We start from the raw sequence: 24,251 nt of genomic DNA on the forward strand, positions 1-24,251 counted from the left end.
CCGCGCCTCTTGGGCCGGGCACGATCCACCGGCAATGGTAGCGCACACATTGCCGGAACAGGGCAAAGACATGGGGGAGAGGCAGGATGCCGTTTCGTATCACGAGGCGCAGTTTGATGGCGGGATCGATGATCATGGCGGTGCCTGCACTCGCCCGGCCAGCCACCTTGCCCTATCGCGACGCCACCCTGCCGGTTGCCGATCGGGTTCGCGACCTGCTGTCACGGATGACGCTGGAGGAAAAGGCCGCGCAGATGCGTTGCATCTGGTTCGGCAAGGCCGGCTTTACGGACGCGACCGGCGCATTCTCCCCGGACAAGGCGATGCGCAGTCTGGCGAACGGAATCGGCCAGATCGCGCGGCCATCCGATACGGCGGGCACGCCCCGGTTCAAGACCGAACATTTCCGGACGCTCAATGACAGTATCGCCTTCATCAATGCGGTCCAGACATTCCTTGTCGAACGAACACGGCTCGGCATTCCCGCCCTGTTCCATGAAGAGACAGCCCATGGGCTGGCCGTGCCGGGCGCCACTGTCTTCCCGTCGCCTCCCGCCCTTGGCAGCAGTTGGGACCCAACGCTGGTCGAACAGATATTCACCGTCGTCGGTCGTGAAGCACGCTTGCGTGGCGCCACCGTCGCACTGGCCCCGGTGATCGATCTGGCTCGTGATCCCCGCTATGGCCGCGTCGAGGAGATGTTCGGCGAAGACCCCTTCCATGTCGGGCAGATGGGGCTGGCGGCGGTGCGCGGGCAGCAGGGGCGATCCCGCCCGCTTGGCCGTGATCGCGTCTTCGCCACGCTCAAACATTTCCTGCATGCCTCGCCTCAGGCCGGGATCAACCTGTCGCCCGCCGACATGCATGAACGCGGTCTGCGCGAAAGCTTCCTGCGTCCCTTCGAAATGGTCATTCGGCAGGCTGATCCAGCCATTGTCATGCCATCCTATAATGAAGTTCTGGGTATCCCCGCCCATGTCAACACTCCCTTGCTTCAGGGGGAGGGGCGTAAGCGGATGGGCTTCAAGGGCGCCTATTTCAGCGATTATAATGGCGTCACCAATCTGGTCGATCATCATCATGTCGCCGCCGATAATGACGATGCGGCGGTGCAGGCTATCGAAGCAGGCATCGATGCCGAACTACCCGATGGTCAGGCCTATGCCCGGCTGCCGCAACTGGTGCGCGACGGGTGCGTTGCCGAAGCGCTGGTCGATGCGGCGGTGGTCCGCATCCTGACGCTCAAGTTCGAGGCTGGCTTGTTCGAACGGCCCTATACCGATCTGCGCACGGCGCAGCGGGGCATCAACCGGCCGGATGATATCGCGCTGGCCCGGCTCGCCGCGCGCAAGGCGGCGGTGCTGCTCAAAAATGATGGCCTCCTGCCGCTCGATCCTCGCAAGCAGCGAACCATCGCGGTGATCGGTCCGGTCGCCGAGCCAGCCCTTTTTGGTGGCTATTCGGGGGAGAATGATCGCGCCGTCGGGTTGCTTGCCGGGATCAGGGCGGCGGTGGGGCCGGATGTCCGGGTCGAATATGCCCCCGGCGTCCGGATCGTCGCGCCGCTGAAGCCCGGTGAACGCGAGAATATGGCGCCGATCCGCCCTGCCGACGCGCAGGATAATCGTCGCCTGATCGCGGAGGCGGCAGCGCTCGCCAAAGGCGCCGATCTGGTCATTCTGGCCATCGGTGATGTGCCGCAGGTCACGCGCGAGGCGATCTTCGTGGACGGTTCGGGCGATCGCACCCGCCTTGGTCTGTTCGGCGATCAGGATGCGCTGGTTGATGCGGTGCTGGCGGCCGACAAGCCCGTGGTCGGCGTGCTGCTCAACGGTCGCCCCCTTGCCGTGGCGCGATTGGCCGATGGCGCCAATGCCCTGATCGAGGGATGGTATCTGGGGCAGGAAGGGGGGCATGGGCTGGCCGATATCCTGTTCGGCCTCGCCAATCCGGGCGGCAAGCTCGCCATCGGTCTGCCACGGACTCCGGAGTCAGCGCCCGCGCCCTATGACCGCCATCAAAGCGCGACTATCCATCGCGCCATCGAAGTGGACCGTGCGCCTCTCTTCCCCTTCGGCTTCGGCCTCAGCTACACGCGCTTTCAGCTATCCCCGCCTCGTCTGTCGCAGGCCCGTATCGCGCCGGGGCAGGGGGTGACGGTCGAAGTAGATGTCGCCAATGTCGGCGAGCGGACGGGAGATGAAGTGGTGCAGATATATCTGCGCGATGAAGTCAGTTCCGCCCCGCGCCCGCTGCTGGAACTCAAGGCGTTCGAACGGGTCACAGTGGCGCCGGGCGAGCGGCGCACGCTTCGCTTCCCGCTCGACGCGGATGCCTTCGCCTTCTGGGATCGGGCGATGCAATGGCGGGTGGAGCCGGGCCGCTTCACCCTGTTCGCCGGCAACAGCAGCGCCGAACTGCAAGGGGTTTCGTTGGAAATAGTCGCTGGCTGACCGGTTCAGAAAGACATGGTCCTCAGCTTGTCCCGCCGCTTGGCTGCGGGATGTCAGCGCGGCGCCATCCCGTTCATCACCACATCAACCAGCTTTCCGGCAACCTGTTCCGGCGTCAGGGCGCCATCGGGATCATGCCAGCGGGCAGGCCAGTTAAGCGCCCCCGCCAGCGCGAAGGAGGCGAAGCGCACATCGACCGGCGCGATCGATCCGTCGGCAATGCCTTCCGCAATCTGCGCCCGCACCACGGCGTCAATCTCCCGCTTGCGCGCGCGAAATCGGGTGGCGCTGTCCATCGACAGCACCTCGTCACTGGTCAGGATGACGCAACGGCCGAAATCGTCCATATTGATCTGCGCATAGCGGCACAGGAAGGCGCGCAGCCGGTCGAAGCCAGTGCCTGAAGCGCCTGCGGCCTCGTCCGCCGCCGTCCGCAGCATGGCCAGTCCGCGATTGACGCATTCGACCAGCACCTGCTCCTTATTGCCCAGATAATGATAGATGGTCGGCTTACTGATGCCCAGACTGGCGGCGACATCGTCCAGCGAGGTCGCATGATAGCCGCGCGCATTGAACATGCGCACTGCCGCCAGCAGCACCGCCTCGCGCTTTTCCTCCCGCTCCCTTTCCCGTTCCTCCCGCGTTCGAAAGGGGGATACTGCCAGTAGCTTGGTCAATCAAATCTCCTTCGCGGCCAGCATTGACAGAAACTGGACGATAATCAATATACTCGTGAGTATAATAGAGACTTGAGGGTTTATGCTGACCGAAATTCAGGTGGCTGTCCGCGATACGGTGCGGGATTTCGCGCAGGAGAGGATTCGCCCGCACAGCGCCGCTTTCGAGGCGGAGGGCGGCTATCCGCCCGTGCTGTTCGAAGAGATGGCTGGACTTGGTCTGTGGGGCATGACCGCGCCGGAGGTCTATGGCGGTGCGGAAGCAGACGCCGTCTCCTATGCGTTGGCGCTGATGGAGATTGCCGCCGCCGACGGCGCGCTCTCCACCATCGTTTCGATCCAGAACTCGATCCTCGTCTCCGGCCTGCTCAAGGACGGCAGTGAGGCGCAGAAAAGCCGTTTCCTTGTCGATCTGATCGGCGGCCGCACCATCGGCGCCTTCGCCCTGACCGAAGCCGATGCGGGTTCCGACGCCTCGGCCGTACGCACCCGCGCGGTCAAGGTCGATGGCGGCTGGCGGATCAGCGGATCCAAGCAGTTCATCACTTCGGGCAAGATCGCCGGCTTGGTCATGATCATCGCGGTGACTGATCCAGATGCTGGCAAGAAAGGCTTGTCCGCCTTCATCGTGCCGACTGACCGGCCCGGCTATGCCGTCGACAAGGTTGAGCATAAGATGGGGCAGGGCGCGTCGGATACCTGTGCGCTGCGCTTCGACGATATGTTCGTAGAGGATGATCTGCTGATCGGCCAGCCGGGTCAGGGCTATCGCATTGCGCTCGCGAACCTCGAAACCGGCCGCATCGGCATCGCCGCCCAATGCGTCGGCATGGCGCAGGCCGCGCTGGAGATCGCGGTCGCCTATGCCAAGGATCGCAAGAGCTTCGGCAAGGCGATCATTGATCATCAGGCAGTGGGCTTCCGTCTCGCCGACCTCGCCACTCGTCTGGAGGCGGCGCGGCAACTGGTATTGCACGCTGCCCGCACCAAGGATGCCGGCGCGCCTTGCCTGACGGAAGCGTCGATGGCCAAGCTATTCGCTTCCGAGGCGGCCGAAGCGATCGTTTCCGGAGCGATGCAGACGCTGGGCGGCTATGGCTATCTGGAGGAATATGGCGTCGCCAAAATCTATCGCGATGTGCGCGTCTGCCAGATTTACGAAGGCACATCCGACATCCAGCGCATGGTCATTGCGCGCAGCCTTTGAAACAGGAGAGAGAGATGCAGGACGATCCCGTCGTCATCGCCAGCTATGCCCGCACGCCGATGGGCGGGTTCCAGGGCATATTGTCGTCGCTCAAGACCACCGAACTGGGTGCCGCAGCCGTGAAGGCGGCGGTCGAGCGGGCAGGCGCGCCGAGCGACGCCATCGACCGCATCTATATGGGCTGCGTCCTGCCTGCCGGTCTGGGTCAGGCGCCTGCGCGTCAGGCTGCGCTTGGCGCAGGCCTTGGCCTCAACACCGAAGCGACCACCGTCAACAAGATGTGCGGCTCTGGCATGCAGGCCGCGATCATGGCGCATGAGGCGCTGGCGTCCGGCGCGGCCGACATCGTCATCGCGGGCGGCATGGAAAGCATGACCAACGCGCCTTATGCCCTGCCCAAGCATCGCTCCGGCGCGCGCATCGGCCATGACCGGATCGTCGACACGATGATGATGGACGGGCTGGAGGATGCCTATGAACCCGGCAAGGCGATGGGCGTCTTTGCCGAAGAAGCGGTGCGCGACTATCAGTTCACGCGCGAGGATCAGGATGCCTATGCTATCCGATCGCTGGAACGCGCCAATGCGGCGATCGGCAGCGGCGCCTTCACCCGTGAAATCACACCTGTCACGGTGAAAGGTCGAGGCGGCGACGCGATCGTCGATACCGACGAGCAGCCGGGCAAGGCCAGACCGGAAAAGATACCCTCGCTCAAACCCGCCTTCGTCAAGGATGGCACGATCACTGCCGCCAATGCCTCCTCCATTTCGGATGGCGCGGCGGCATTGGTCATGACACGCGCCAGCGTGGCGGCAAAGCTGGGCCTCAAGACCGTGGCGAAAGTCGTCGCGACTGCCGGGCATGCGCACGAACCGTCCAAATTCACCACCGCACCGGTGCCCGCCATGCGCAAGGCTTTGGACAAGGCTGGCTGGTCGGTCGCCGATGTCGACCTGTTCGAAGTCAACGAAGCCTTTGCCGTGGTCGCCATGATTGCCGCGAAGGAATTGGGCATTCCGGATGACAAGATCAACGTCAATGGCGGCGCGACCGCGCTGGGCCATCCGATCGGCGCATCGGGCGCGCGCATAGTGGCGACTTTGATCGCGGCACTGCAGACGCGCGGCCTGAAGCGCGGCGTCGCCAGCCTCTGTATCGGTGGTGGTGAAGCGACTGCCATGGCGATCGAACTGATCTGAAGGAGACAGCGAAGTGGACATTAACGGAGCAGCCGCGATCGTCACTGGCGGCGCGTCGGGCCTGGGCAAGGCGACGGCGACGATGCTGGCGCAGCAGGGCGCGAAGGTCGCGATCTTCGACCTGAATGAGGAGGCCGGACGGGTGACGGCGGAATCGCTCGGAGGTGTCTATGTCGCTGTCAACGTTGCCGACGATGCCAGCGTCGCGGCAGGACTGGACGCGGCGGAGGCGGCGCATGGCGTCGCCCGCATCCTCGTCAACTGCGCCGGTATCGCGCCGGCGGTGAAGACGGTGGGCAAGGAAAATGTACCGCACCCGCTCGATACCTTTGCGAAGACGGTGACGGTCAACCTGATCGGCACCTTCAATGTCATTTCGAAATTTTCCGCCCGGCTTGCTGCGGCGGATGAAGTCAATGGCGAACGTGGCGTCATCGTCAACACGGCCTCGGTCGCGGCATATGACGGGCAGATCGGTCAGGCGGCCTATAGCGCGTCCAAGGGCGGCGTGGTCGGCATGACCCTGCCGGTCGCGCGCGACCTTGCCCAACACAAGATCCGCGTGATGACCATCGCGCCGGGTATCTTCCTGACGCCCATGCTGGAGGGTTTCCCGCAACATGTACAGGACGCGCTGGGCGCGCAGGTGCCGCATCCCAGCCGGCTGGGCAAACCCGCCGAATATGCGCAACTGGTGGAGAGCATCGTTCGCAATCCGATGTTGAATGGGGAGGTGATCCGCCTCGACGGCGCCATCCGGATGGCGCCGCGCTGATCGAAGAAAAAGCCCCCGGCCCGGCGTGCAGTCCGGGCCGGGGGCGGGGAGACCGGCCTTCAAGGCCGGTTCGCTACTTACCGGGGGTCAGTTGCATGGCCGCGCCGCCGCCCGGCGCCAACCACAGGTCGTAGTGGTCGCCCTTGCGGAATGTTCGCGTTTCATAGGCGATCTTGTGGCGGGCGTCAGTCAGATAGGTCGCGCCTTCGCCATCCTTGTATATGGTGGCGGTGTAGCTTTTGCCTGGCTCCAGATAATCGAAATGGAGCGTCACCGTCCGGGCGGTCGCGTCGTTGACGCCGCCGACATACCAATTCTCGCTGTTACGATCCTTGCGCGCGAAGATGGCATAGTCGCCTACTTCGCCCGCGATCAGATGGCTTTCGCTCCAGTCGGACGGCACCTTGGAAATAAAGTCCAGTTCCCTGGGATATTTGGTGAGGGTTTCGACAAAGTCCGCCGCCATCTGGATCGGCGAATAGAGGGCAAGGTAGAGGCCGAGCTGCTTTGCCAGCGTGGACGCCAGCGGGGCATGGTCCGCACCCTCCAGGCTTAGTACGCCCGGTGTGAAGTCCATCGGGCCGGAGAGCATGCGGGTATAGACGAGCGTCGGTTCATGGTCCGGTCCGTTGGCGAAGGCACCCCAGGCATTATATTCCATGCCGCGCGCGCCCTCTCGCCCGACCCAGTTGGGGTAGGTGCGGCGCAGGCCCGTATCCTTGATCGGCTCATGCGCATTGACCGCGACATGATATTTCGCCGCCGTTTCCACGACGCGCAGATGATGTTGCGCCATGCGCTGGCCGTCATGAAACTCCATGCGGGTCTGGCCCGGCTGATCGCCGGGCGCGATGATGCCGCCCGCGTCGGCGACATAGCCGGTCTTGACGACATCGACGCCGAGGCCGCCATAGAGCTTCATCGCATCGTCCAGCTGCGCCTCATAATTGGCGATATTGCCGCCGGTTTCATGATGGCCGATCAGGTGGACGCCCTTCTTCTTCGCATAGGCAGCAAGGCCCGGCAGGTCGAAGTCGGGAGTCGACTGCGTGTAACTGAATTCGTCGCCATGGCCGAACCAGTCGCCATTCCAGCCCTTGTCCCAGCCTTCGACCAGGACGCCCCGGAAACCATGTTGGGCGGCAAAATCGATATATTGCTTCGTGCGGATGGTGGTGGCGCCATGCTTTGGCCCTTCCGCCCATGTCCAGTCGCCCCGGATCATACCCCACCAGATTCCGATATATTTGGCGGGCTGGAACCAACTGACGTCGCCCAGCTTGTTGGGTTCGTTGAGGTTCAACTCCAGATCATTTTCGACCAGCCCCGCCGCACTGTCGGCGATGCGGATGGTGCGCCAGGGCGTGTTGAAGGGCAGGTCACGGATCACCCGCGCACCCTGCGATGAGGGAGAGAGGGTGGTACGGAAGGTCTGGCCGGAGGCGCGCTTCAGCCAATAAGCCGAATAGTCAACCAGCGCGGCTTCGTGGAAGGAAAGATGCGTGCCGTCGTCCAGCCGCATGGTGATCGGGGTATGCGCGGTCGATACGGCGTCGATCGGCGTCTTCTGATAGACCTGCTCATAACGGTTCCATTCGCCGCCCGGAATCCACCAGGCCGTACCCTTGGACGCGACGTCGAACTCGGTCGTCTCGTCGGCGATCCGCATCGTCTTGAGGCTGGGCTGCTGCGGCAGTTCGTAGCGGAAGCCGACGCCGTCGTCGAACAGGCGGAAATGCACGTTCATCAGGCGCGCGCCCTGCACGTCCGACTGGCGGAAACGGACCGTCACTTCATTATAGCGGTCGGTGACGAAGCGGCGCTCGCCCCAGGGCTGTTCCCAGCGATCATTGCCTTGGCCCTTGTCCGACCCGGCGATCGAGAAACCGCGCACCATGTTGAGGCCGTCGGTCAGGATGAAGCCCAGCTTCGACGGCGCAATCAGCAGCTTGCCCTTGCGAGAGAGCGACCAGGTCGGGCGGCTGTCATTGTCGGTCGAGACGGTGAGGACGATCGAGCCATCGGGCGATGCAGCGGTGACGGCAGGGCGTGCCTCCTGCGCAATAGCCGGTGTCATGAGCGCAAACGGCAAGGCCAGCGCGCAAGCGCGCAGCGGCGGGTTCAGCATAGGGGCGTCTCCTTATTCTTCGATCATCAGCGCGCCGAAGGGCGGCAAGATGCCCGGCGCGGCACCATTCACGGCGCTGAGCAGCTTGTTGGTCGGCGCGATCTCTTCGGGCCATGCGGCCGGTTCGCCCGACAGGTTGAACAGGCAGAGCAGCGACTGGCCGTCGGCCTGACGGCGGAAGAGCAGGCGCTGATCGTCGGCAACCAGTATCTCTAGACTGCCATGGCGCAGTGCCGGATGCGCCTTGCGCAGGGCCAGCATGGCGCGGGTATGATTGAGGAGCGAGGCGGCGTCTGCCTCCTGCGCGTCGACGGCGCGGGCGACATTCTCGTCCCCGACCGGCAGCCATGGTTCGGCGGTGCTGAAACCCGCCTGCGCCACATCGGCGGCCCAGGGCAAAGGCGTGCGTGCGCCGTCACGCGACAGGGTGAGCGGCCAGTTGGCGATGGCTTCGGGGTCTTGCAACTTCTCGAATGGGATATCGACTTGCGTGACGCCCAGTTCCTCGCCCTGATAGAGGATGGCGTTGCCGCGCAGCGCGACCAGCAGCATTGCCTTCAGGCGGCCGAAGGCGGGGCGATCGTCGGGCGCACACCAGCGCGACACCGCGCGCGGGGCGTCATGATTTTCGAACGCCCAGCTTGGCCAGCCAAGGCCCGGTTCATCGGGCCAGCGATCGACCGTCTCAGCGACCAGCGCGGGCGTCAGAGCGTCGGCATAGAGGAAGTTAAAGCCATAGGCGCTGTTGAGATGGCTTTCGCCCGCCGTATAGGCCTTCATCTCCGTTTCGGAGAGGTCGCCGCCAACTTCGGCCACGGTGAAGATCGCGCCATATTCGTCGCACAACGTGCGGATACGCTTGATGAAGTCGACCACGCCGGGATGCGACTGGCTATATTTTTTGATCTGATAGTCGAAGGAGCGGGTGCGCGGCTTGCCGGTGTCTGGGGCGGGCGGATTGTCGCGCAGCAGCGGATCGTGCATCGAATGGTTGAGCGCATCGAGCCGGAAGCCATCGACGCCGCGATCCAGCCAGAAGCGCATGGCGCCCAGCAGCGCATCCTGCACCTCAAGGTTATGCACGTTAAGCTGCGGCTGGCTGCTCAGAAACTGGTGCATATAATATTGGCCGCGCCGCCCGTCCCAGGTCCAGGCCGGGCCGCCAAAGACCGACTGCCAGTTATTGGGCGGGGTGCCGTCTTCCTTCGGATCGACCCAGACGAACCAGTCCGCCTTGTCGCCCGTGCGGCTGGCGCGGCTCTGGGTGAACCAGTCATGCAGATCGGACGTGTGGGCGTAGACCTGATCGATCGTGACCTTGAGGCCCAGTTCATGCGCGCGGGCGACCAGCGCGTCGAAATCGGCGAGCGTGCCGAAGATCGGATCGACGTTGCAATAATCGGCAATGTCATAGCCGAAATCGCGCATCGGGGAGGTGAAGAAAGGTGAGATCCAGATGGCGTCTGCGCCCAGCCTTGCGACATGATCCAGCCGCTGGGTGATGCCGTTCAGATCGCCGATGCCGTCACCATTGCTGTCCTGAAAGCTGCGCGGATAGATCTGGTAGATCACCGCACCCTTCCACCAGGGCAGATCAGTCGATGTCGTCGCAAGCGTCATAAGGGCGTTCCGGCGGTTAGGGGTGAGCGGCGCAGACGGCGTAGCCGAAAGCGGGGAGGGAGAGGGCAAGGCTGCCCGGCGCGACTGGCGCGGCCGGGCAGGTGCCGGCCAGCGACGTGAAGCCGCCGCTGACTGGGTCGACCGCGATATGGCCCGACAGCGGAGCGGCCGATGTGTTGAAGGTGACCAGAACCTCGCGCCCCGTATCGGGATCGATACGGGAAACGGCGAAGAGGCCGGGCTTGTCTGAACTGGCGCGCAGGATCGTCGCGCCGCGCGACAGAGCGGGCGTGTCGCGGCGGATCTTCGCAAGTGTCGCGATCGCGCGGTAGAGCGGGTGGTCGGGGTTGAAATTGTCTGTCGCTGTGGTCGCGTTCGTGCCGACCAGTCGGTCCGCATTATATTCGGCCACTTTGGAGGCGAACATGTCCTGCCGGGCCTGCTGGTCGTTGCCGGTGCCGGCAAAGCCCTGCTCATCGCCATAATAGAGCGTCGGCACGCCCCGCAGCGTCAGCAGCATCGCATGGCCCAATATGGTGCGGGCCAGTTCCTCCTGCGCGCTCATGTCAGGCTTGGCCTGCCGCAGGAAATAAGCGAAGCGGCCGGCATCATGATTGCCGAGGAAGGTCGGCAGTTGCAGCGCCGCCGTCTTCCCGCCTTCATAGAGGACATCATCCTCGCCAAGGCGCGCAAGCATTTCCGTACCGGTCTTGCCGCTGGCCGCGTCAACGGCGGCGCGCATGAAGGCGAAATCGAGCACGGCGGGGAAGGCGGCGTTGCGGGTCCAGCTTGCCAGCAGCGCGGGATCATAGTCGCCAGTCGCGACCTCGCCGAAGATGTGGAAGTTCGGGATGCCCTTTGCTGCCGCATGGGCGCGGATGGCGGGGATGAAGGCACGCCAGAATTCGGCGTTTACATGGCGGGCGGTGTCGATGCGATAGCCGTCGATGCCGAAACGGTCGATCCAGCCCTTGTAGATATCGATGAAGCCGGCGACCACGCGCGGGTCTTCCGTGGCGAGATCGTCGAGGCCGACGAAATCGCCATATTGCGCACTCTCGCCCTTCCAGTCAGTGTCGCCGCGATTGTGATAATAGATCGGGTCGTTGAGCCAGGCGGGGGTCTTAGCCTTTGCCTCGCCTTTCGGAATGATGGGCGTGTAGGCGAAGGACGGATCGGTCAGCTTCGCCCAGTTGGCGGTGCTGCCATCCCGGTCGCCGGCGAAACCGTCGTTGACCGGCTTGCCCGCCGCTCCGCCTTGCCGCGACCAGGGATAGTCCGCCTTGCTGCGATAGGGCGCGGCGCTGCTGGTGCTTTCCCGATATTGGATCACATCGGCCGTATGGTTGGCGATGATGTCCATATATACCTTCATGCCGCGCTGGTGTGCCGCATCGACCAGCGCCTTGAAGTCGGCATCCGTGCCAAAATGCGGATCGACACTAGTGAAGTCCGTTACCCAATAGCCATGATAGCCGGCGCTTTCCTGCCCCGTCGCGCCCTGCACCGGCTTGTTCCTGAAGATCGGCGCCAGCCAGATGGCGGTCGCGCCAAGGCCCTGAATATAGTCCAGCTTTGCGGTCAGCCCTTGCAGGTCGCCGCCGTGATAGAAAGCCCGCGAGGTCGGATCATAGCCGGTCTGGAGCGGACCGCCCTTCAGGCCGCCCCGGTCATTCTTCGGATCACCATTGGCAAAGCGGTCAGGCAGGACGAAATAGACGATCTCCTGCTCCGGCGCGCGGGCGCGCAGATCGGACAGCGTATCCGCCCGCGCCTGTGTCGTGCCGATCAGGGCCGCAGCCATCCCGGCGGCCGTCACGAGAAAAGTCGTGGCCGTTCGACCCATGAGGGGCATCCCTTTGCTTGAACCTTGGAAAAGGCCCGGCGACGCAGCGGCCGCCGGACCAGTCTACACATCAGAAGCGGTAGTTGAAGCCCGCCATGAAGCGGCGGCCATAGGTTTGATAGTTGCGGATCTGGATCGACGCGCCGGTATCCACCGATACGAAAGGTTCGTCGGTCAGATTCTGCCCCTGGAGGAAGAGCGACAGCCCCTCCAGTGCGCTGCCCTTCTGGAAATCATAGCCGATCTGTCCGTCGACGATGGTTTCGCTGAGCGCCCGGCGCAGTTCCCGCTCGCCGCCAAAGCCCACGAACTGGCCGACGAAAGAGGAGCGGTAGCGGACGGAACCGCGCGCAGAGAAGCCCCACTTCTCGAAGAACAGCGTGCCGTTGGCGACCCAGCGCGAATAATCAGGCAGGTCTTCGGACGATGCGCCAATACCCGGCTTGATGCTGGTCTTGGTATAGCCGAGGCCACCGGTCAGGCCGAAGCCGTCCAGCGCCGGCGTCACCACTTCGAACGGCACGGTGCCGGCCAGTTCGAAGCCGTAGAGTTTGCCGCCCTTGCCATTGACCGGACGGGTCAGCGTGCCTTCCGGATCGGTGACGCCTGGCGGCAGGGTGATGGGCAGGCCCGTATAATCGAATGCCGCCGTTTCCCGATAGACATAGCTTTGCAGCTTCTTGGCGAACAACTGGACGCCCAGATAGCCCTTGGTGCCGAAATATTTCTCGAAATTGAGGTCCGCTGCCCAGGCGCGATAGGGGCGCAGCGTGGGATTGCCGCCGGTGCCGGTGATGACCCCGCTGGCGGTGTTATAGCCATAATCGAGGCTGACCTTCATATCCTCGAAGCGCGGGCGCTGGATTTCGCGGGCGGCCGACAGGCGGATCACGAAATCGCTCGGCATCCGCAACGACAGGTTCATGCTCGGCAGCACGTCCCAATAGTCGGCGCCGCGCGTGGTCGGCACCAGATCGGCGGCGGCCAGATTCAGGAAACCGCGCGACTTCTGCTCGGTATTCTGGGCAAGGACACCGATATTGCCGGTTAGTTCGGACGATCCGACGGGCTGGTTGATATTGGCCATCAGATAGGCGGACATGACCCGCTCCGTCACCGAATAGGCCTTGGCCGGCACGTCCTTGCTGGGGTTCAATATCTTCTGATAGACGCCATCTTCCAGCAGCTTGAACGGGTCGTAGCTCAGCACCGGACCAAGGCCGAGGAAGCTCAGGTCCGTGGCGGCCAGACGATATTGATCCGGCAGCACCAGCGAGGTCGCGCCGTTCGCGAGGTTCAGCACATATTCTTCCGGCGTCTTCGCCTTGGTGCGGTCGGTATAGCCAAGGCCGACGGTGATCTTCGACAGGAAGCTGCCCTCGATCTCCTTACCAAACTCGATCTGGTAGCTCTTGATCTCATCATCGATGATGCGGTTGTTATAATAGCCTTCCTGATGGCCGAGCGGCGCGCCGCCGCCCCAGCCGAGCGGATCGGTCAGCACCATGAGATTGGGGTCGCTATAGTCCAGCAAATGGCTGGTGAAATGCGTGCCCTTGCCGTCGCTGACGAAGTCCAGCGTGTCGGTCGCGCCATTGCCCGCGCCCGGCCCGGTACCGGCATTGGATTCCAGCGAGAGTTCGCTGCGGTCGGTGCGGGAATAGCCGAAATCGAAACTGGCCGACCAGCCATCATCACCGGTATATTTGGCGTTGAAGCCGCCGGAGAAGATGGTCGATTTGCGTTCATAGCCATGGTTGTTCACCACCGCTTCGACATTGGTGAAGGTACCGCTGTTGATGAAATTGCCGTCGGTCGTCTCGCTGCCCGCAACGGGGGTGGCGCTGCTCCAGAACAGCGGCACTTCCACGCCGCGCTTGATCTGCTTGTCCTTGAAGTCGCCATAGAAGCCGTCGAAGGTCAGCAGCAGCGTGTCGGTCGCCTGCATCTGGACGCTGCCCTGAACGCCGAGACGCTTCAATTGCGTCGACACGCCGAAGGGCTTCACCCCGCCGATCACCTTGCGGCCGTCGCCGGTGTCGGCATAGCCCCAGGCTTCGAACTCCTTCGACTGATAAGGTTCGTCGCTATAGGCGACCGACAGGGCGACACCGATCCGGTCCCCGGCGAACTGGTCGACATAGGTGCCGGTCAGGCGATAGCCCTTGTCCTTGCTGTCGGCATTGACCTTGCCAAGGTCGGCATAAACGCCGCGCGCGCCCACGGCGATCATCTGCTTGCCATAGTCGAGCGGGCGGATGGTGCGGATGTCTACGGTGCCGACCAGACCCTGATGGATCAGGTTGGCCTGCGGCGTCTTGTAAACGTCGACGCGGCTGACGACTTCGGCGGGATATTGGTCGAATTCGACATTGCGCTGTTCGCCGGTCGACGTCTGCGGCCGACCATTGAGCGTGGTCGAGGAGAGGTCGGCGCTGGCGCCGCGGATCGCGATCGAATTAGCGCGGCCGAACAGGCGCTGCGAGGTGAGGCCCGGCAGACGGGCGATGGATTCGCCGATGGAGGCGTCGGGCAGCTTGCCGATATCTTCGGCCGACACCGATTCCACGATCGTCTGTGCGTTCTTCTTGACGTTGACGGCGCTTTGCAGCGCGGCGCGGAAGCCGGTGACGACGATGGTGTCGTTCGCCTCACCTTGCGGTGCCGCATCGGCCTGCGGCACATCCTGCGCGAAGGCCGGGGCGGCGCTGCCTGCCATGATGATGGCAAAGATGGAAGCGCCCAGCAAATGGGCGCGGTTGAACTGATTGGCCACTATATCCTCTCCCCTATGACATCGGCGAACCCCTTCACCGATGCTGGACCCTGTCTGTGCGGGCGTGGTCCTGTGGCACCACTGTCCTCGCTATGGCGCCGTTCTACGCCTGTCCCGGTCGGTCCGACCATAAGGCATACGTATACGCATAATTATGGCCCCTCCCGACTGTGGCGGCGGCGCAACGGATCGTTCGGGGCGAAAGGACGTAATTGCCTTGCTTTCCGCGCCGTCCTACCATGGCTGTGGCGCGGGTACCGCGCAGAAGGAGAGAGATGGGACGCCAGCCCAGCAGCAAGCCGACCAGCTTCGACATCGCCTATCTGGCCGGCGTGTCGCAGCCCACGGTCAGCCGCGCCCTGCGCGGATCGCGATCGGTCAGCCTGGCCACCCGCCAGCGGATCGAGGCGATTGCCCGCGACCTTAACTATTCGGTCGACAAAAATGCATCCTCGCTGCGCTCACAGCGATCCAACACGATCGCCTTGCTGTTCTTCGAAGATCCGACGCCCGACGAATCCAATATCAACCCTTTCTTTCTGGCGATGCTGGGGTCGATCACGCGGCAATGCGGCGCGCGCGGGCTGGACCTGCTGATCTCCTTTCAGAAGATGGAGGATGACTGGCATGTCCGCTATCAGGACAGCCACCGGGCCGATGGCCTGATCCTGCTCGGTTATGGCGATTATACGCTGTACGAACGGCGTCTGACTGATCTGGTCGGTCATGGCACCCATTTCGTCCGCTGGGGATCGGTGGGGGAAGATACGATCGGCCCGACAGTGGGGTCGGACAATATCGGCGCGGGGCGACTGGCGGGCGATCATCTGCTGGGACTGGGGCGCCGTTCCATCGCCTTTCTGGGACATGCCGATCACCACTATCCCGAATTTGCCGATCGCTATGCCGGCCTGTGTCAGGCGATGATGGCACGGGGCGTGGCGCCCGATCCCGCACTTCAGGTCGATGCCCTGACCGCCGAGGATGCCGGACAGGCGGCCGCCCGAACGCTGATCGCGCGGGGCGTGCCGTTCGACGCCATCTTCGCCGCCAGCGATCTGATCGCGATCGGGGCGATGCGCGCGCTGGCCGAGGCTGGCCTGTCCGTGCCGGGCGACGTCGCGATTGTCGGCTTTGACGATATTCCCGCCGCCAGCCTGACCAATCCGCCGCTCACCACCGTCATGCAGGATATCAAGGGTGCGGGCGCCTTGCTGGTCGACACGCTGGTCGCGCGGATCGAGGACCGGCCGCCGCCGCCCGATATTCTGCAAGCACGGCTGGTGATCCGGCGCAGCACGGGCGGTTGACCCTTGCCTGTGGCCCGTCGTCATGCGACCGGCGATGGCTCCATCAGCCATCGCAGGAGCAGGGATGCATATCCTCATTTTGCCGGGAGACGGCATCGGTCCCGAAATCACCGCAGCGACCAGGCAGGTGCTGGAAGCGGCCGATAAAGCTTTTGCGCTCAACCTCACCTTTGAAGAAATGTCCATCGGCTTTGCGTCCCTGGCGGAGCAGGGCACCACTTGCCCGGATGCCGTGCTGGCGCGGGTGCCGCAGGTGGATGGCGTAATCCTGGGGCCGGTATCGCATTATGACTATCCCCCGCGCGATCAGGGCGGCATCAATCCTTCGGGGGAATTGCGCGTGCGCTTCAATCTGGGCGCGAACATCCGGCCGTGCCGGTCGCGCCCGGACCTCAGCGTCCTGCGCAAGCCGATGGACCTGATCATTGTGCGCGAATGTACCGAAGGCTTTTATTCCGACCGCAACATGTATGCGGGCATAGCCGAATTCATGCCCGATCCCGACACTGCCCTGTCGGTCCGCAAGATCAGCGCGCAGGCCTGCCGCCGGGTTGCTCATGCCGCTTTTTCTCTGGCACAGGGTCGCCGGCGGAAAGTGACGGCGGTCCACAAGGCCAATGTCGTCAAAATGTCCGACGGCCTGTTCCTGCGCGAAGTACGCGCGGTTGCCACCCACTATCCCGATGTCGAACTGGAAGAGTTGATCGTGGACGCGACCGCCGCGTTGCTCATCCGCACACCCGACCGATTCGATGTCATCGTCACCACCAACATGTTCGGCGATATCCTGTCGGACGAGGCATCGGAATTGTGTGGCAGTCTGGGGCTGGGCGGATCGATCAATGCGGGGGACGATATCTGCGTCGCGCAGGCCCAGCATGGCTCCGCACCGGATATCGCCGGTCGCAATGTCGCCAATCCGACATCGCTCATCCTGTCGGCTGCCATGCTGCTCGACTGGCGCGGCCGCCGGGACGACAATGTTGCGCTGATCGAAGCCGCCGCTGCGATCGAACGGGCGGTGGAGCAGGTGCTGGATGATCCGGCGCTTCGCACCGCCGATGTCGGCGGGCAGCAGGGTACGGACGCCTTCACCCGGTCGGTGATCGCCGCGCTCTAACCCTGTTCGGCAGCAAAGCGGACGGAGATGTGCGTGCCCGGTCCCTCCGGCGCGATCTCTACGCTGGCGCCCATGCGCGACGCGGCCGATTGCACGATCGCCAGGCCCAGTCCGGTGCCGTCCGGCCCGGTCAGGGCGCTCGCGCGGAAGAAGCGTTCGAAGACCTTGTCATGATGTTCGGGCGCGATGCCGGGGCCGTCATCGCCGACGGTCAGCAGGATGGCACCGGGCTGATGCGACAGGGTGACGGTAACTGTACCGCCGGGCTGGTTATAGCGGATGCCATTGTCGATCAGGTTGGCGATGATTTCGAACACCAATGTCCGATGCGCCTGCACGCGATAGGTGCGATCATCCTGCGATTCGAGATTGAGTTCGATCCCGGCATGGATCGCCTGATTGATCAGCCGGGCGATGACGGCGGTGCTGACTTCCTTCAGGTCGACCGATTCCAGTGGCGGCGCGGTGCCCGCCTCCTCAGCGCGGGCCAGTGCCAGCAATTGCGTCACCAGTCGTTCCAGTCGCTGCACGGCGTCGGCAATTTCATCGAGCGCGGCGACCGACCCCCGTCGCGCCAGTTCGATCTGCACCCGCAATACCGAAAGCGGCGTGCGCATCTGGTGAGAGGCGTCGGCCGTGAAGCGGCGCACGCCGCTGGTGGCGCGATCGAGCTGCGCCAGAAGATGGTCGAATGCCGTCGCCAGCGGCTCCAGTTCGTTGGGAAGCGGCCCGGCATCCAGTGGCGAGAAGTCGGGCCGCACCCCGGCGTCGCGCGCTTCCACCGACCGGCGCAACCGCGCCAGTGGACGCAGGCTCCACCCCAGCGCCGGACGCAGCAGCAGGACGGCAACACCGACCAGCGCCACTTCGCCCAGCATTAGAGCGACGATCAACTGCCCCGCCAGCGTCTTGCGATTGTCCAGCGTCTCGGCCACCTGCACGATGACCGGCTGTTCGATCCGGGGCAGCATCCGCTTCACCTCGGCAATACGGATGCCCTGATCGCGATAGGTCGAAAAGCGGAAGCGCGGCTGATCCACCAGCATCGTGCTGGGATCGGGTGCGGGCAGATCGGCATAGCCGGTCAGCAGGGCGGGTCCGACGGCGATCCGGTAATAGACATTGTCGCGCTCACCATTTTCCAGCATGCCGAAGGCGGCGGGCGGCAGGTCCAGCGTCACTTCGCCGCGCTCGACCTGCACCGTCTCCGCGATCGCACCCAATGCGCCGCCCAGAACCCGGTCGTTGGTCCGGCGCACCACGTCGGAAATCAGCGTGGCGCCGCCAACGCCGATAATGGCCGCCGCGCCCAGCAAAGGCCCCAGCATCGCCGCCAGCAGGCGGGTGCGCAGCGCAATGGCGCGCGCCTTACCCGGCATCAAGCATATAGCCCACGCCGCGTACCGTGCGGATGCCGGGGCCGTCGGGCGCCAGCTTGCCGCGCAGCCGCGTGACATGCACCTCGATGGCGTTGCCGCCGACCGGCTCGTCGAAACCGAACACCTCGCCGATCAGCAATTCGCGCGGCACCACCTGTCCTGCGCGAGTCGCCAGCGACTCGAGTACTGCCAGTTCGCGCCGGCGCAGGTCCAGCGGTCGCCCCGCCACGTCCACCGCGCCCGTCGATCGATTGATGGTGAGCGAGCCGACGCTGATTTCCGGTGTCGGATCGCCACCGCGCCGCCGCCCCAGCGCCCGCACCCGCGCTTCCAGTTCTTCGGGATCGAAGGGTTTGCGCAGATAATCGTCGGCGCCCAGATCCAGCCCCCGCACCCGATCGTCCAGCGCATCGCGTGCGGTCAGCATGAGCACCGGCACCTTCTCGCCCCGCCGTCGCAGTTCCGCCAGCACGGCGAATCCATCGATATCAGGCAAGCCCACGTCAAGAATCACCAGCGCATAGGGTTCGCTGCCCACGACTGACAGCGCATCTTCCCCTGTCGCGACATGGTCCACGGCGTGGCCACCCGCGCGGAGCAGGGCGGAAATGCTGCGCGCCAGCGCAGCGTCATCTTCGATCATCAAAATCCGAATGGGGCACCTGGTGCTGAAAGGTTGATGACAGCTTGGCTTCGTAACTGACCCTCACATCTTATCCGACGACAGAAACGGAAAGCAAAGGACAGGGTGATGCGAAGGGTTATTCAGATACTGGCAGCGTTGGCAAGTCTGGCCATACCGGCCGCTACAGCCGTAGCGGAACGGCCGACCGGCTATCCGCGCTCCTATGATCAGTTGATTGCGGCGGCACAGGCCGAACGGCAGGTCGTCGTTTACGCCAATGCCGATACGTCGGAAATGGCGCCGCTCATTCTCGCCTTCCAGCGTCGCTATCCGGGTGTCACCGTCCGCTATGCCGATCTCGGCTCCAACGAGATGTATCGCCGTTTCGTGGCGGAATCACGGGCGCGCAAGCCTTCGGCCGATCTCGTCTGGTCTTCGGCCATGGATCAGCAGGTAAAGCTGATCAATGACGGCTTTGCACAGGCCTATGCCAGCCCGGAAAAGCCCGCTCTGCCGGCATCGGCTGTCTGGAAGAATATGGGATTCGGCATCACCGCCGAACCGATCGCCTATGTCTATAACAAGAAGGCGATTCCCCGGCCGCCCCAGAGTCATGCTGCGCTGGAAGCGATGCTGCGCAAGGATCGCCGGGCGCTGACCGGCAAGGTCGCGACCTTCGATCCGGCCCGGTCCAACACCGGCTATCTCTATCTGACGCAGGACTTTGCCATCACCGGCGACACACGGTCGCTGGTGGAGGCGATCGCTGCGACGCGCCCGACCTTGTCGATCACGACCGAACCGATGCTGCGCGGCGTGGCCGAGGGAAAACTCAGCATCGCCTATAATGTCATCGGTTCCTATGCGGTGGAACGGGCACGGCGCGATCCGCGCATCGGTGTGATCTTTCCGCAGGATTACACCATCATCATGTCGCGCATCGCCTTCATCGCGCGGGAGGCGCGGCATCCCGCCGCCGCCAAGCTTTTCCTCGATTTCCTGCTGTCGCGTCAGGGCCAATCCCTGCTCGCCCAGCATAGCCTATGGCCGGTGCGTACCGACGCCCGCGGTCGCCGCCTGCCCGCCACGCAGGCGCGACCGATCCGCGTCGGTCCCCAGCTTCTCGTCAATCTCGACCGCCTGAAACAGCAGCGCTTCCTGCGCGACTGGAACGCGGCCCTTGCTTCCGGAGCCCAACAGAAATGAACGCCTTCCTTCTGCGTGGCGGTTGCGCCGCGCTGGCGCTGATCGCCGCTACCCCCGCCCTTGCCCAGACGCCCAGCGCGGATGAGCTGGCCGCCCTCGTCAAGGCGCAGGCGGCTGAAATTGCTGCGCTCAAGGCACGCCTCGACAAGATCGAGGGGCAGGCTGTCGCTCAAAATGCTGCGCCTGTTGCTGCACAGCAGATGGCGCAGCAACAGGCGAGCCAGCCTCTGGTCGTCACCCCCTTCGCGCCGCAGATCGTCCCGCCCGGCCCGGCCGATATCGACGTGGCACAGGCGCGCGCCGTGGCCGCCAATCCGTCCGGCGTGACGACCGAATGGGGCGCGGGGTTGCCCGTCTTCCGCTCTGCTGACGGCGTTTTCACCTACAAGCCGCGCGGTCGCATATTGGTGGACGTCAGTTCCACCATGGGGTCCGACTATGCGGGTCGCAACACGACCACCACCGGCATGCGCGCGCTGCGTCTGGGTCTGGAAGGCGGCGTCGGCCCGCATTTCTTCTACCAGTTCGAAACCGACTTTTCCGAAAATGAAGTCGACATCGTCACCGCTTTCATGGGCTGGCGCAATCGGCTGAGCAGCAAGGTCGACTATGACGTCCGCGTCGGCCACCTGTTCAACGACCGCGCCTTCGAAGGCAGCACCGGGTCGGACTCCACGCCCTTCCTGGAGCGCGGCGTCGTTTCCACCGCGATCATTCCGCAGCGCGGCTTTTACGGCATCGGCCTCATGGGCCGCATGTTCGGTTCCAACTGGCACGCATCGGTTAGCGTCACCGGCGACCGGGTGGATGGCGAACAGACGACCAATGACAGCCGCACCGCCGCTTTCCGCGCGCACTGGAATCCGATCAAGACGGACAAGTCTCTCCTGCATGTCGGCGCATGGGGCTTTGACGAGGCCCTGTCTTCGGCCGCCACCACGCTGACGCGCAGCACTGTCATCGGCGGCCGCTTCAACGGCGCGGTGCGCGTGTCGACCGGTGAACTGCTCGGCGGCAAGTCGACCACTGGCTATGGCGTCGAACTGGGCGGCTATACCGGCGGCCTGTGGGTCATGGGTGAGGCAGGCCGTCGCGTGGCGCGCCTGACCGGCGGCCGCCCTGATTTCGAAAGCAAGGCATGGAGCGTTTCGACCGGCTATTTCCTGACCGGCGAATTGCCGCCCTATAACCCGCGTCTCGGCAGCTTCGGCCAGCCCAATGTTCTCGATCCCGTCCTGAACGGCGGATCGGGCGCAATCGAACTCACCGCCCGCTATGAAAATCTGGACTATACCGACCTCGTCCTGGGTGGCGACGGCTGGGCCGCGACGCTGGGCGTGAATTGGTATCTCAACAGCTTCACCCGCATCCAGGTGAACGGCATCCACTGGCGCACCAACAACCGCGCCGGAAGCTATACCGGCAGCGACGACGGCCAGACCGTCAGCGCGCGTGTCGGCGTGACTTTCTGATCCTTCTTCCTCCCGCCTTTTCAAGGACGCAGCGATGAACCTTGCCCTGCTCGGCTTCCTGATGGTCGCCACCTTCATGACGCTGATCATGACCAAAAAGATGACGCCGCTGGTCGCGTTGATCATCATCCCCTCGCTGTTCGGCGTCATCGCCGGACAGGCGGCGGGCCTTGGCGACATGATGATCGACGGTATCAAGAATCTGGCGCCGACCGGCGTCATGCTGCTGTTCGCCATCCTCTTCTTCTCGACCATGACGGATACGGGCCTGTTCGATCCGCTCGTCGGCCGACTGGTTCGCCTCGTGCATGGAGATCCGCTGCTGATCCTGCTGGGATCGGTCGTGCTGTGCGCGATCGTCAGTCTGGATGGGGATGGGTCGACGACTTATATCATCACCTGCGCGGCCCTGCTGCCGCTGTACAAGCGGTTCGACATGAAGCGCATCTATCTCGTCTGCCTGCTGATGGTGACGAGCGGGATCATGAACCTGACGCCCTGGGGCGGCCCGACCGCCCGCGCGGCGAGCGCGCTGAAGCTGGACCCCGCTACCCTGTTCCTGCCGCTGATCCCCGGCATGATTGCGGGCCTTGCCTTCCTGCTCGGCCTCGCCTTCTGGTTCGGCATCAAGGAACGGCGTCGTCTGGGCCATGTCCATCTGCCGCAGCGTGAAGCGGTGGACATCGCCGATCTTGGCGTGTCGCAATATCCCGAAGCCCGTCGCCCGCATCTGCGCCTGTTTAACGCCGCGCTGGTGGTCGCGCTGCTCGGCCTTCTGGTCTGGGGTATCCTGCCCCTCTCGGTCCTGATGATGATCGCCTTCGCCATTGCCATGATCGTCAACTATCCCGGCGTCGCGCAGCAGAAGGAACGGATCGCCGCCCATGCCGGCAACGTGCTGTCGGTCGTGTCGCTGATCTTTGCTGCCGGCATCTTCACCGGCATCCTCGGCGGCACCGGCATGGTGGAAGCCATGAGCAAGGAAGTCGTGGGCGTCATTCCGCCTGCGCTTGGGCCCTATATGGCGCCGATCACGGCGTTGCTGTCCATGCCCTTCACCTTCTTCATCTCCAACGACGCTTTCTATTTCGGTATGCTGCCCATATTGGCGGAGGCCGGATCGCATTATGGCGTTGATCCAATGGCGATTGCGCGTGCTTCGCTGATGGGTCAGCCGGTTCATCTGCTCAGCCCGCTGGTGCCGTCCACCTATCTGCTGGTCAGCCTGGCCGGTATCGACCTGGCCGATCATCAGCGTTTCACCCTGCTGCCGGCGGCGGCGGTCTGCATCGTCATGACGCTGGTCGGCATGATCGCACTGGCCTTCCCCTTCGTTGCCTGACGGGTCGCAATCGGTCAAACACCGGGCAACGCAGAGCGCCCTCCGCTTCCTGGCAGCCATCGCTGTCGGGGCAGCGGGGGGCGCTCTGTTCCTGAAGATCGACGCGCCATTGCCATGGGTGCTGGGTTCCATGGCCGCCTGCGCCGTCGCCAGCGTTATCGGCCTGCCGATACAGGCATCCTCCGCTACCCGCCGCCCGATGGCGGCAGTGATCGGCGTCGTGCTGGGCAGCAGCTTTGGCCCGCACCTGTTGCCGCAGGCCCGCGACTGGATCATTCCGCTCCTCGCCTTGCCCTTCTTCCTCGCCAGCGCGGCGCTGCTATGCGTCACCTATTTTCGTAAGGTCGCCAAGTTCGATCCCGCCACCGCCTATTTCGCCGGCATGCCCGGTGGCATTGCCGAAATGGTGGTGATGGGCGCGGAGCGGGGCGCGGACGAACGCACGATCGGCCTCATTCACGGCGCGCGCATTTTCCTCGTCGTTTTCATCCTGCCCTTCCTCATCCGGCTGGATCATGGCCCGGTCGCCATCGCGTCGAGGGCGGCCGTCACCGGCGAGGTGGTGGCGGACTGGTCGCTCCTGCTATGGGCAGGGGGCTGCGTGGCGTTGGGCCTGTTTCTGGGGAAGCTGCTGCGCCTGCCTGCCTGGCATCTGGTCGGACCACTTGCCGTCAGCGCGGTCGTGCATATGAGCGGCCTTGCCGATTTCCGCATCCCCGGCTGGGCGCTCGCCGCCGCGCAGGTCGGCCTTGGCGCGACCATCGGCTGTCGCTTCGTCGGCCTGACATTGAAGGCTTTGCTGCGTACATTGGCGCTGGCGGCGGGATCGACCCTGATCCTGCTGGCCGTCACCTTTGCCTGGGCGGCGGCCATTGGTGCGTTGACCGGCCTTGATCCGGTGCTGCTGACGCTGGCCTATTCACCTGGCGGCCTTGCCGAAATGAGCATGGTGGCGCTCAGCCTGTCGCTGGAGCCGGGGGTGGTGATCATCCATCATCTGACCCGCGTGGTGCTGGTTCTGATCGCGGCGCCGCTGGGTTTCAGGACGATGGCTCGCCGGGACATCGACTGACACAAAAAAAGGGCGGCTGATCCGATCGAACCGGATCAGCCGCC

At 64.1% G+C, this 24,251-nt stretch carries 17 protein-coding genes; 10 read left to right on the top strand and 7 right to left on the bottom strand.

Going from position 1 to position 24,251, the window contains the following annotated elements:
• Positions 1-116 precede the first annotated feature (116 nt).
• A complete protein-coding gene (locus BMY84_RS22890) occupies positions 117-2,453 on the top strand; it encodes a glycoside hydrolase family 3 N-terminal domain-containing protein (RefSeq protein ID WP_093086873.1) in 2,337 nt (778 codons plus the stop codon).
• 53 nt (positions 2,454-2,506) lie between these two features.
• Here BMY84_RS22890 and BMY84_RS22895 read toward each other — a convergent pair whose 3' ends face one another.
• Complete coding sequence (locus BMY84_RS22895; RefSeq protein ID WP_256215384.1) at positions 2,507-3,130, bottom strand: TetR/AcrR family transcriptional regulator; 624 nt, start codon at positions 3,128-3,130, stop codon at positions 2,507-2,509.
• Between the two features lie 82 nt (positions 3,131-3,212).
• Here BMY84_RS22895 and BMY84_RS22900 point away from each other — a divergent pair, with 82 nt between their 5' ends.
• From BMY84_RS22900 to BMY84_RS22910, 3 genes are read left to right on the top strand one after another with little or no spacing between them, the layout of a single operon-like run.
• A complete protein-coding gene (locus tag BMY84_RS22900; protein WP_093086875.1) occupies positions 3,213-4,337 on the top strand; it encodes an acyl-CoA dehydrogenase family protein in 1,125 nt (374 codons plus the stop codon).
• Positions 4,338-4,351: 14 nt separating this feature from the next.
• Positions 4,352-5,536 carry an acetyl-CoA C-acyltransferase gene (locus BMY84_RS22905; RefSeq protein ID WP_093086876.1) on the top strand — a complete coding sequence of 395 codons (1,185 nt, stop codon included), beginning with the start codon at positions 4,352-4,354 and terminating at the stop codon, positions 5,534-5,536.
• Between the two features lie 13 nt (positions 5,537-5,549).
• Positions 5,550-6,311 carry an SDR family NAD(P)-dependent oxidoreductase gene (locus BMY84_RS22910; protein WP_093086878.1) on the top strand — a complete coding sequence of 254 codons (762 nt, stop codon included), beginning with the start codon at positions 5,550-5,552 and terminating at the stop codon, positions 6,309-6,311.
• 73 nt (positions 6,312-6,384) lie between these two features.
• On the opposite strand, the gene BMY84_RS22915 is transcribed toward BMY84_RS22910, so the two are convergent.
• The 4 genes from BMY84_RS22915 to BMY84_RS22930 form a co-directional block, all read right to left on the bottom strand.
• Positions 6,385-8,439: a glycoside hydrolase family 97 protein gene (locus BMY84_RS22915; RefSeq protein WP_093086880.1), complete on the bottom strand. Its 2,055-nt coding sequence runs from the start codon at positions 8,437-8,439 to the stop codon at positions 6,385-6,387.
• Between the two features lie 12 nt (positions 8,440-8,451).
• On the bottom strand, positions 8,452-10,059 hold the full coding sequence (locus BMY84_RS22920; RefSeq protein WP_093086881.1) for an alpha-amylase family glycosyl hydrolase: 1,608 nt from the start codon (positions 10,057-10,059) through the stop codon (positions 8,452-8,454).
• A gap of 16 nt (positions 10,060-10,075) precedes the next feature.
• Entirely contained in the window at positions 10,076-11,905 is a 1,830-nt protein-coding gene (locus BMY84_RS22925; RefSeq protein WP_177204142.1) for an alpha-amylase family glycosyl hydrolase, read from the bottom strand.
• A 70-nt stretch (positions 11,906-11,975) separates the two neighbouring features.
• Positions 11,976-14,624 (bottom strand): TonB-dependent receptor, encoded by a 2,649-nt coding sequence (locus BMY84_RS22930; RefSeq protein ID WP_093086988.1) that lies wholly within the window; start codon positions 14,622-14,624, stop codon positions 11,976-11,978.
• Positions 14,625-14,956: 332 nt separating this feature from the next.
• On the opposite strand from BMY84_RS22930, the gene BMY84_RS22935 reads away from it, so the two are divergent.
• Both BMY84_RS22935 and BMY84_RS22940 read left to right on the top strand, forming a co-directional pair.
• Entirely contained in the window at positions 14,957-15,991 is a 1,035-nt protein-coding gene (locus BMY84_RS22935; RefSeq protein ID WP_093086883.1) for a LacI family DNA-binding transcriptional regulator, read from the top strand.
• A 64-nt stretch (positions 15,992-16,055) separates the two neighbouring features.
• Positions 16,056-17,111 (top strand): isocitrate/isopropylmalate dehydrogenase family protein, encoded by a 1,056-nt coding sequence (locus tag BMY84_RS22940; protein ID WP_093086885.1) that lies wholly within the window; start codon positions 16,056-16,058, stop codon positions 17,109-17,111.
• On the opposite strand, the gene BMY84_RS22945 is transcribed toward BMY84_RS22940, so the two are convergent.
• Positions 17,108-18,490 (bottom strand): sensor histidine kinase, encoded by a 1,383-nt coding sequence (locus tag BMY84_RS22945; protein ID WP_093086887.1) that lies wholly within the window; start codon positions 18,488-18,490, stop codon positions 17,108-17,110. The two genes, BMY84_RS22940 and BMY84_RS22945, sit on opposite strands and share 4 nt — an antisense overlap.
• Positions 18,480-19,133, bottom strand: a complete 654-nt coding sequence (locus BMY84_RS22950) for a response regulator (protein ID WP_093086889.1) — start codon at positions 19,131-19,133, stop codon at positions 18,480-18,482. Before BMY84_RS22950 ends, BMY84_RS22945 begins: the two co-directional genes overlap by 11 nt.
• A gap of 108 nt (positions 19,134-19,241) precedes the next feature.
• On the opposite strand from BMY84_RS22950, the gene BMY84_RS22955 reads away from it, so the two are divergent.
• The 4 genes from BMY84_RS22955 to BMY84_RS22970 are packed head-to-tail and all read left to right on the top strand — an operon-like array spanning position 19,242 to position 24,207.
• On the top strand, positions 19,242-20,321 hold the full coding sequence (locus BMY84_RS22955) for an ABC transporter substrate-binding protein (protein WP_093086891.1): 1,080 nt from the start codon (positions 19,242-19,244) through the stop codon (positions 20,319-20,321).
• Positions 20,318-21,793: an OprO/OprP family phosphate-selective porin gene (locus tag BMY84_RS22960; protein ID WP_093086892.1), complete on the top strand. Its 1,476-nt coding sequence runs from the start codon at positions 20,318-20,320 to the stop codon at positions 21,791-21,793. The genes BMY84_RS22955 and BMY84_RS22960 overlap by 4 nt, the downstream gene beginning before the upstream one ends.
• A 34-nt stretch (positions 21,794-21,827) precedes the next feature.
• Positions 21,828-23,135, top strand: coding sequence for a CitMHS family transporter (locus tag BMY84_RS22965; protein WP_093086894.1), 1,308 nt, complete (start codon positions 21,828-21,830; stop codon positions 23,133-23,135).
• Entirely contained in the window at positions 23,128-24,207 is a 1,080-nt protein-coding gene (locus BMY84_RS22970; RefSeq protein WP_093086895.1) for an AbrB family transcriptional regulator, read from the top strand. Before BMY84_RS22965 ends, BMY84_RS22970 begins: the two co-directional genes overlap by 8 nt.
• Positions 24,208-24,251: the final 44 nt, after the last annotated feature.

It is taken from the genome of Sphingobium sp. AP50, from assembly GCF_900109095.1.
In the GTDB taxonomy this organism is placed as follows: Bacteria; Pseudomonadota; Alphaproteobacteria; order Sphingomonadales; family Sphingomonadaceae; genus Sphingobium.